At 69.0% G+C, this 9,355-nt stretch carries 6 protein-coding genes; 2 read left to right on the forward strand and 4 right to left on the reverse strand.

Features of this window, described 5'->3' with window-relative positions; genetic code table 11:
- Positions 1-317 precede the first annotated feature (317 nt).
- Positions 318-1,262, forward strand: a complete 945-nt coding sequence (locus HNR20_RS03785; RefSeq protein WP_184176482.1) for an SDR family NAD(P)-dependent oxidoreductase — start codon at positions 318-320, stop codon at positions 1,260-1,262.
- A gap of 248 nt (positions 1,263-1,510) precedes the next feature.
- A complete protein-coding gene (locus HNR20_RS03790; protein ID WP_184176484.1) occupies positions 1,511-2,569 on the forward strand; it encodes an NAD(+)/NADH kinase in 1,059 nt (352 codons plus the stop codon).
- 244 nt (positions 2,570-2,813) lie between these two features.
- On the opposite strand, the gene HNR20_RS03795 is transcribed toward HNR20_RS03790, so the two are convergent.
- From HNR20_RS03795 to HNR20_RS32105, 4 genes are all read right to left on the reverse strand, one after another.
- Positions 2,814-4,490: a cellulose-binding domain-containing protein gene (locus HNR20_RS03795; RefSeq protein ID WP_229687154.1), complete on the reverse strand. Its 1,677-nt coding sequence runs from the start codon at positions 4,488-4,490 to the stop codon at positions 2,814-2,816.
- A 288-nt stretch (positions 4,491-4,778) separates the two neighbouring features.
- Positions 4,779-6,041, reverse strand: coding sequence for an extracellular catalytic domain type 1 short-chain-length polyhydroxyalkanoate depolymerase (locus HNR20_RS03800; RefSeq protein WP_184176488.1), 1,263 nt, complete (start codon positions 6,039-6,041; stop codon positions 4,779-4,781).
- A 93-nt stretch (positions 6,042-6,134) separates the two neighbouring features.
- The gene (locus HNR20_RS03805; protein ID WP_221309689.1) at positions 6,135-7,541 is read right to left on the reverse strand and encodes a glycoside hydrolase family 10 protein; all 1,407 of its coding nucleotides are present in this window, start codon (positions 7,539-7,541) and stop codon (positions 6,135-6,137) included.
- A gap of 195 nt (positions 7,542-7,736) precedes the next feature.
- Positions 7,737-9,347: a glucuronyl esterase domain-containing protein gene (locus tag HNR20_RS32105; protein WP_184176490.1), complete on the reverse strand. Its 1,611-nt coding sequence runs from the start codon at positions 9,345-9,347 to the stop codon at positions 7,737-7,739.
- Positions 9,348-9,355: the final 8 nt, after the last annotated feature.

Genomic DNA, 9,355 nt, shown 5'->3' on the forward strand with positions numbered 1-9,355 from the left:
CGGGCAGCAGCGACGCGCCGGCGGGGGTTCCGCTGACCTGCACCTCCCCGCCACCGTCGACGGCTTTCACGCACCCGTTACGACCACGGGTCGATTCTTGACACGGCAATAACGTCCGCCGCTCGGCCGCCTGCTCGGGCACATGGCTACCCCTACGTGCGCAGCAGGCCGGCGTATCGGCGGCGTCAATTCTCGGCCGGCTTTCGTATCAGCGGTGTGAAGAGTCTTGTGGCGCATACCCCGCGCGGGATGTGCTCGTCGTCGGAAGGACGACTCCCGGCCGAGCCGGAAGGAACGACGGTAGCCAGATCGACCCGATGCACCCCGACGGACTCGCGGGTTCGGGCCGATTCAGCTTCGAACCCGCCGCAGCGTTCTTCTATCGAAGAGAGCCCAACCCAACAGGTGACAGCACACCGGCGTTGAGGAGCCAGATGAGTGAGGTCTCCCGGACCGCTCTGGTCACCGGGGCCAGCAGCGGCATCGGTTTCGAGGTCGCGTGCGCGTTGGCGGCCCGCGGCTGGCACGTGCTGCTGCACGCCAGGACCGAGGCCGAGGGCCGCGACGCGACGCGGCGGCTACTCGACGCCGTCGTGACATCGGCGCCGGTCCAGCCGATGATCGCGGACTTCGCGCAGCTGTCGCAGGTGCGAGCGCTCGCCGACGCGGTGGTCGCCGAGTCCGCCGGGCTGCAGTTGCTCATCAACAACGCAGCGATGGTTGGCCCTGCGCGCAGGGCAGAGACGGTTGACGGCAACGAACTGTCGTGGCAGGTGAACTACCTCGCACCGTACCTGTTGACAAGGTCGCTGCTGCCGGCGCTGCGCGACAAGGGCGGCGCGCGCGTGGTCAACGTGTCGTCTTGCCTGCACCGGATGGGCGACCTGCCGTGGAGTGATCTGAACCGCACCGGGCGGTACGCGCCGGTGACCGCGTACGCCCAGGCCAAGCTGGCGCTGACCATGTTCGGGGTGGCGCTGGCCGACAGGTCCTGGCCCGAGGTGACGGTCGCCAATGTTCACCCGGGGGTGGTGGCAACGCGGCTCCTCAGTGTCTATGGCCGCAGCGGTGTCCCAGTGATCGACGGGATGCAGGCGGTACTGCGAGCGGCCACCGGCAGGGCGCCGGTCAACGGTGCCTACTACGAGGGTTGCCTGCCTGCGATTCCGGCGCCGCTCGTGACCGACGCAACGGCGGTGCAGCGCCTCTGGCAGCTCAGCGAGCATGCCGTCGGGGCGAGCGCGAGCAGACGTGCAGCGTGAGTCCAGTGACACGTAGCAGCCAGGTGTGCCACCTCCCACCGGCGCGCCGGTATTCGGAGGCGCGGCGAGGAGACCTTCCAGGTGAGCGAGCCGGCGGCGGCACGCTGCAGTTGCGGTCACAGGACGCAGAGACCGGCTCGAGTGATAACGGGGCAGCCTCACCCCTGTGCCACGAACCCTGTACGTAGAGTGTTCCCGCGAGCTCACCGCCAGATGGATTCGACAGCCGAGAGGACGTGGAGAGTCGGATGCTCGTTGCCGTCGTCGTACACCCGACCAGACCGCAGGCCGCCGAGACGGCGGAGATGGTGTCGCAGATCTGCGCCGAGCACGGTGCGACGTCGCAGGCCCTGAACGTCTGGCAGGACGAGCAGAGCCCCGCCGACGTACTGGCCGGCATGGCGCAGCGTCCCCAACTCGTCGTCACCATCGGCGGTGACGGAACTCTCCTGCGCGGATTGGCCGTCGCCGTCGAGGCCGACGCACCGGTCCTCGGCGTGAAGGCCGGCCGGGTCGGTTTCCTCACCCCGTTCGACGCGACGGACCTGCCGAGGGTGCTGGGCGCCGCGCTCGCCGGCCGCGCACCCACCCAGGAACGCATGCTGCTCACCCTGCGGGCGTCCCGGCCGCTGCACGTCCCACCGGAGCTGCGCACCTTGCTGCGCTACGGCCGCGGTCCCGATCCCGTCCCGCCCCTTCCCCGGCCGGGTACGCCCGACGAGGTGGGTTGGGGTGTCCCGCTGGGTTTGAGCGCCCTCAACGACGTCGTGTTCGAGAAACTCGGCCGGGACCGTCAGACCAGCGTGGCGGTTTACTTGTCTGGGCGGCTGTTCGCCACCTACTCCGCCGACGGCGTCATGGTCGCCTCGCCGACGGGCTCCACCGCGTACTCGTTCGCCGCGGGCGGGCCGGTCTTGTCGCCGCGGCTCAATGCGCTCGTGTTCACCCCGGTCGCCCCGCACATGGCGTTCAACCGCAGCATGGTCACCGCCCCGGACGAACCCGTGGGCGTGCAGGTACTCCCGAAATCGGGCCAGGTCGCTGTCGTCGTCGATGGGCGCGTACACGGAATCCTCGACCCCGGCGACTGGGTCGCCGTCTACCCCGCCCGACGCCGGGCCAAGCTCATCGTCGCGGACGTCGACGACTTCTTCGGCCGACTCCGGGACCAATTCTCGCTGGCCGATGCTCCCGCCGCCCGCGCCGACGCCGGTAGCGAACCGCCCCTGCTGGTCTACCCGCCTGACCTACCGGTACCAGAGGAGCTACAACACCTGCACCTGCCGTCGAAATCCGGTCCCGCCTGAGCTTCGCGGCTCAAGCCGGCCGACCGACTCACCGCAACCGCGCCATCGCCAAAGCCACGCCGCCAAACCCCAACGGCTGCGCCGGGGCCCGCACGAGTGAGGCACAGCCCGCAGGCAGGCGGACGGTGCGGATACCTTCGTGGCTCTTTCAACGCCCCACGCTCGATGCACAACCTCGGCCGCGCGCGAGACAGGCCCCCGCGACGGAGGGTTCCGCTGCGGGGGCCCGGCAATGGCGTAGGCGTCAGTTCGGGGCGTGTACCCCATTGGCGGCATAGTCCCTGGTAGCACCGCGGACGTACAGCTGGGTCGATGACTGGTTGCCGGAGAAGTACTGCTGGATGGAGCCGGCGAACGGCGTGCTGGAGGCGTTACGGCCGTAGACGTCGGTGTAGACCGTGGTCGGGCCGGTGTTGCGCACCATGAAGGTGCCCGGCCGGTACTCCCGCAGTGTGCCCTTGAACGGCGAGCGCGGATCGTCCCAGGCGAGGTTCTGCCCGGCCTGGCGGGCCTGGTTGCAGTAGTCACCACCCGCGAGGTTCGTGTAGCAAAGGTCCACGATCCGGCCCAGGTTGTTCGGCTTGGTCGGGTCGTAGTAGCGGGACGGGTTGACCACGTAGAACAGCGGCGCGAGACGGAAGGTCAGCCCGGAACCGGTCACCTGGACGTCGGAGAACCAGAAGTCGTCCATGTCGGACACGGTAAACGGCACCGGTGTTGGCGAGAGTGGGTCGTTGTGGGTGCGGCCTTCGCGGATCGCCTGCACACATCCCGGCTCGGTGATCAGCCGGCCGAGCGAGCGGGTCTCCGACGGCGAGTCCGCGGGCACCGGGGGTGCGACGTTGATGAACTGACCGCCGAAGCCCGGGCATTCGCTGGGACTGAATCCCCCAGCCCGCCCGAGCGGGATCATCGCGTTGTACCGGGCCTCGACGACCTGGCCGTTGGTCTGGGAGCAGCGCTGGTTGAAGAGCAACTCGTGGACGTTGTTGGTGAAGGCGTCCGGGGAGTGGGTGCCCTGGTGGAACTTGAGCAGTACGTCGCAGGTCGCGATCGTGGTGCCCTGTGGCGGGAAGAAGCTGGTGCCGTTGTCGCCCTGGATCACATTGACGTTGTTGACCGTGAGGACCTTGTGCCCGACATGGTCCTCGTGCCGGTGGCTGTGCTCGGGCATGCTGTCCAGCATCACCTCGCTGGTGTAGCCGAACGCCGGCCAACCGGCGGTGGAGTACAGGTCCGAGGGCCGGGGGTCGTCACCGTGATCGTGGCCGAAGTTGCAGCCGCTGGGGTCGCGGTTCGGGTGCCAGGTCGGGTATACCTTGCCGTCCGGCCCGTACATCCAGTAGCGGGCGTGGATCTCGACCGAGCATTCGCCGGCCCGCGGCTGGTACCCCCTCTCGTTGGCGGTGGCGATCAGGGTGTACGCCCGGCTGGTGACAGCTCCGGCCGGCGGGAGCGCCGTGCCCCAGGTCGGGCTGCCCGGCGGTGCCGAGGTCGGCGGCGGGGTAGGCCCGGTGGTGGGGCTGGGGCCGGGCGAGCCGGTGCAGGTGGTGCCGTTCACGGCGAAGCTGGTCGGCACGGGGTTGCTGCCGTTCCAGGACCCGTTGAAGCCGAACGAGACGCTGGCTCCGGTGGCAATGCTGCCGTTGTAGCTGGCGTTGCGGGCGGTGACCGCTGCGCCGTTCTGCGACACGGTGGCGTTCCAGGCCTGGGTGACCCGCTGGTCGGCGGCGTAGCTCCAGGTGAGCGTCCAGGAGCTGATCGGGTCGCCGACGTTGGTGACCGTGACCGTGGCGGTGAAGCCGCCCTGCCACTGCGAACCGACTGTGTACAAGACACCGCAGCCGGCGGCGGCTGCCGCCGCGTTCGCGGAGACGGCGATGGCCGTGCCACTGGCGGCGACCACGGCTGTCACGGTCACGGCCGACCATAGCCTCGATCGGGGACGTTGTAGACGCATTGCTGGACCTCCAGGCGGTGGGTGGGGTGAATCGACGGAAACGTGGCGCCCCGGCGGGCGGCCGTGCCGGACGGCAGTACCGGGGCTGCCTGCTCGGGTCGAGCGCGAGCCGCACCGGTCACCCGTGCCGCCGGGAGGAACACCTGGAGGGGTGGCGTCGAATTGTGTTGATCGATCTAAATATTCGTTGCAGCCGGACCGCTGGCCGTGCCTGGTTGCCGCGCACGGCCAGCGGTCGTTCTGTGCGGTCTAGCCGGCGGTGCAGGAGGTGATCTGGGGTCGGGCGCTGGAGTTGCCGTTTGTCATGGTGGTGAAGCCGAAGGTGTTGCCGCTGCCGTTGGATCGCATGGTGAGCACGGTGCCGTTGCTGTTCAGGCTGGCGCTGCCGCTCCAGGTGGTGGTGATTCGTTGGGGTGCGTTGACGCTGACGACCACGGTCCAGGTGCTGGCGCCGTTGACCGTTACCGCGGTGTTGTACCGGTCGCCCCAGACCGTGCCTGGCGAGGTCTGCGCGGTGCAGCTACCGCCCGGCGGCGGAGTCGTGGGCGGCGGAGTCGTCGGAGGCGGGGTCGTGGGCGATGTGGTCGGCGGTGTGCTGGTGTTCAGGCCGAAGAAGCGGATCGCCTCGGCGGCGTTCACCGGGAGGTTGTGCGACACACCCTGCATGCTGATCGCCTCGACCGAGGCCTGTCCGCCACTGCCGCCGTACCGCGTGCGGGTGTAGCCGGACTGCGGCGTGTCGGTGAAGGTCGGCGTCTGGCTCAGCCCGTGCAGGTTGGTCCACTGCTTGATTTCTTCACCGAAGTTCGGATAGCGCAGCGTCTCGTCGTTCGTGCCGTGCCACAACTGCATACGTGGCCGCGCGCCGGTGTAGCCCGGGTAGGCATTGCGAACCAGGTCGCCCCACTGCTGGGCGGTACGGGTGATCTGGCCATTGGCGCACTGGCTGTTCCACGTCGAGCCGCCAGTCGTCGCGAAGCAGCCGAACGGCACACCCGCGAACGCGGCGCCGGCCTTGAACACGTCCGGGTAGAGCCCGAGCAGGACATTGGTCATCATCGCGCCGGACGAGGTGCCGGCGGCGAAGATGCGGTTGGGGTCGGCGTTGTAGCGCTGCTGCACGTAGCTAACCATCGACCTGATCGAGACCGGGTCGCTGCCGCCGTCGCGTCGCAGGGCTTGTGGGGAGTACACGTCGAAGCACTGGCCGCTGCGGGTCGCCGACGGGTAGATGACGATGAAGCCGTACTGGTCCGCCTGCTGGGCGAACTGGGTGCCGGAATAGTAGGCAGGCCCGCTGCCGGTGCAGTAGTGCACGGCCACGAGGATGCCCGGACTGGCTTGGACCCGGTCCGGCACGTACAGGTGCATGCGCAGGTTGCTCGGGTTGGTGCCGAAACCGGTGACCTCGGTGAGCGTGGCCGCGGATGCCGGTGGCGCGATGGTGAGCGTGGCGGCCACGAGCGCGGTCGCGAGGCCCGCCGCGCCGATCAGGAAACGTCTGAGTCTCATACGGTTGGTCCTTTCGAACCCTCGGATGGCTGGTGGCGGCGCTGGCCCCGCTGGCCGTGCGTGGTTGCCGCGCACGGCCAGCGGTCGTGCGGTCTAGCCGGCGGTGCAGGAAGTGATCTGGGGTCGGGCTCCGGAGTTGCCGTTTGTCATGGTGGTGAAGCCGAACGTGTTGCCGCTGCCGTTGGATCGCATGGTCAGCACGGTGCCGTTGCTGTTCAGGCTGGCGCTGCCGCTCCAGGTGGTGGTGATCCGTTGGGGTGCGTTGACGCTGACCACCACGGTCCAGGTGTTGGCGCCGTTGACCGTTACCGCGGTGTTGTACCGGTCGCCCCAGACCGTGCCTGGCGAGGTCTGCGCGGTGCAGCTACCGCCCGGCGGCGGAGTCGTGGGCGGCGGAGTCGTCGGAGGCGGGGTCGTGGGCGTGGGCGATGTGGTCGGCGGCGGGGTGGTGGGGTTGGGCGCGCCACTGTTCAGCGCGGCGAGCACCGCGTCGTACGCCGCCTTCTTGGTGCCACCACTGTTGAAGAGCAGCGGGCTCTCGCCGGAGCGCCACGAGTCCGAGTCGCGGATACCCCAGACCGTGATTCCGGTGCAGCGGGGCACGGCGAGGCAGTCGTTGGTCACGTTGCGATACGCGTCGGCGGGCGCGTTGCGAATGTCGAGTTCGGTGATGTGCACGTCGACGCCGAGGGCGGCGAAGCTGGAGAGCGTGGTGCGGAAGTTGCTGGGGTAGTTCGAGCCGCCGGTGAAGTGGGCCTGGAAGCCGACGCAGTCGATCGGCACGCCGCGAGACTTGAAGTCCTGGACCATCCGGTAGACGCCCTGGGTCTTGGCGGCGGTCCAGTTGTCGGTGTTGTAGTCGTTGTAGCAGAGCTGGGCGTCCGGGTCCGCCGCGTCAGCGGCCCGGAACGCGGCCTCGATCCAGTCGTTGCCAGTGCGCTGCAGGTTCGAGTCGCGACGGCCGCCGCCACTGCCGTCGGCGAACGCCTCGTTCACCACGTCCCACCAGGTGACCTGGCCCCGGAAATGGGTGGCGACCTGGGTGACGTGGTTGAGCATGGCCTGGCGCAGCGTGCTGCCGCTCAGGCTCTGCATCCAGCCGGGCTGCTGGGAGTGCCAGGCCAGGGTGTGCCCCCGGACCTGCATGCCACGGCTACGGGCGTGTTGCACGATCCGGTCCGCGTTGCCGTACGAGAACTGGCCCCGCTGCGGCTCCGTCGCGTCGATTTTCATCTCGTTCTCGGGCGTAACCTGGTTGAACTCGCGGTTCAGGATCGTCGTGTATGACCCGTCGCCGAGCTTGCCAGCGGCCACGGCGGTGCCGAAGAAACGGCCCCGCTCCGCGGCCGACGCACCCAGGGTGGTGGCGGCCTGCGCCGAACTGGTCACCACTACGGTGGCACCGGTAGCGAGCAACAGGCCCATGGCGCCCAGCAACAGCCGGGACGGCCGGAACCGTCTCAGCGATGCGCGCCGATGCGCTTCAACCGGTTGGTTCATCATCCTTGTATGCCTCTCTCGGGCGGCTTGACAGGATTCACGGGCTTAGGACCGCGGAGCATCGTTGGCCTTTGCTCCGCATTCGGATCTCCGAACCGGCGTGCGCTGGGATCGTCGGATCTCCCCTGCTGCCGGCCACCGCCGGCCGTGCGCGGTTGTCTGGAAGGGGCCGCGCACGGCCAGCGGTCGTGCGGTCTAGCCGGCGGTGCAGGAAGTGATCTGGGGTCGGGCTCCGGAGTTGCCGTTTGTCATGGTGGTGAAGCCGAACGTGTTGCCGCTGCCGTTGGATCGCATGGTCAGCACGGTGCCGTTGCTGTTCAGGCTGGCGCTGCCGCTCCAGGTGGTGGTGATCCGTTGGGGTGCGTTGACGCTGACCACCACGGTCCAGGTGCTGGCGCCGTTGACCGTTACCGCGGTGTTGTACCGGTCGCCCCAGACCGTGCCTGGTGAGGTCGACGCGGTGCAGCTACCGCCTGGCGGCGGAGTCGTCGGAGGCGGGGTGGTGGGCGGCGGGGTGGTGGGCGTGGGCGAAGTGGTCGGCGGCGGGGTGGTCGGTCCGTCGGTGAGGACCGGGGTCTGCCAGTCGCGCCACTCGGCCAGGTTGCCCTGCTTGCGGCTGGAGATCCGGATCGTGCCCGCAGCGTTGCCGGTCTTCAGTAGGTGCTTCTGGATGTTCTGCTGCAGCGGGGTTCGCCATTCGGAGCGGCTGGCGCAGTGGGTGCCGTCGGAGACGTCGGACCAGTAGGTGATGTTGTCCCCCGCTCCGAGGGCCTTGTAGATTTCGGCGCCGGCGAGGGCGGCGTTGCTGCCGGAGCGGGCCGCGAGCCAGTCGATGTGCGGGTTCTCCATGATGAACAAGCCCCGGGGTGCGACGAGGCCGATCACCTGATGGGTGTCGATCGGCAGTCCGCTCGGGTTGCCGGTGTAGGAGCTGAACGCGTCGCCGAGCCAGGGCTGCTCGCCGTAGGCGCTGGACAGCGGTTGCGAGCCGGATTCGCCGGGGATGCCGCGGAAGATCGGGGCACCGCCGGAGCCGGACTCGATCGGCATGGTCAGCGCGATCCGTTGGTCGAACGCGCCGATCACGAACGCGCCTTTGCCATAGCGCGAGCAGCCGGTCACCCCGGTCGCGTCGGGGCGCAGGACGGTGCCGCCGGCCTGTTCGATGACGTCGATGATCCGGGACACTCCCCAGGCCCAGGCCATCAGAATTCCGGTACTGCTGTTGGCGCCGTAGAGGGTGTAGAAGGCGCCCTGCTTGTTGTTGCGGGGGGTGCCCTCCCGTCCGACGGCGAGGGGGTCGTAGTTGATGACCGCGGCGCCGGCGTTGCGGATGGTGGCGGTGTCAGCGCCGAATCCACCCAGGACGACGACGGCTGGGAACGGGCCGGTGCCCGACGGCAGTTGGACGCTGGCGGAGAAGCTGGCGCTACGGCCCTGGTCGGAGACGTTCACCTGGATGCTCGTGCTTGAGACGGTGCCGCTCACGGTGGCCGGCTTCGGGGGCTTCTGCCCGTACACGGTCCGCTCGGCCAGTTCGCGGGTCTCGGCCCGCCGGCACCGCCACTCCGTCTTGCTGGTGATACGCGTGCCGTCCAGCTTTCGGAACGGGTCGGGCAGCCGGGAACTGGCCGGTACGGACGTGTTCGGCACCGGACAGTCGATGCCCTCGTCTTCGACGGTGGCGGCGGCGTGCGCGGGTGTGGTGGGGCCTATGACGGCTGCCGTGCCGGCGACGGCGAGCACCGCCACCGCGAGCGCGATGACCGCCGACCGTATCTTCGAGCGGCTTGGGCTGATGGTCATGGTGAGTT

Origin of the sequence: Micromonospora parathelypteridis (assembly GCF_014201145.1) — a bacterium.
GTDB lineage: Bacteria > Actinomycetota > Actinomycetes > Mycobacteriales > Micromonosporaceae > Micromonospora > Micromonospora parathelypteridis.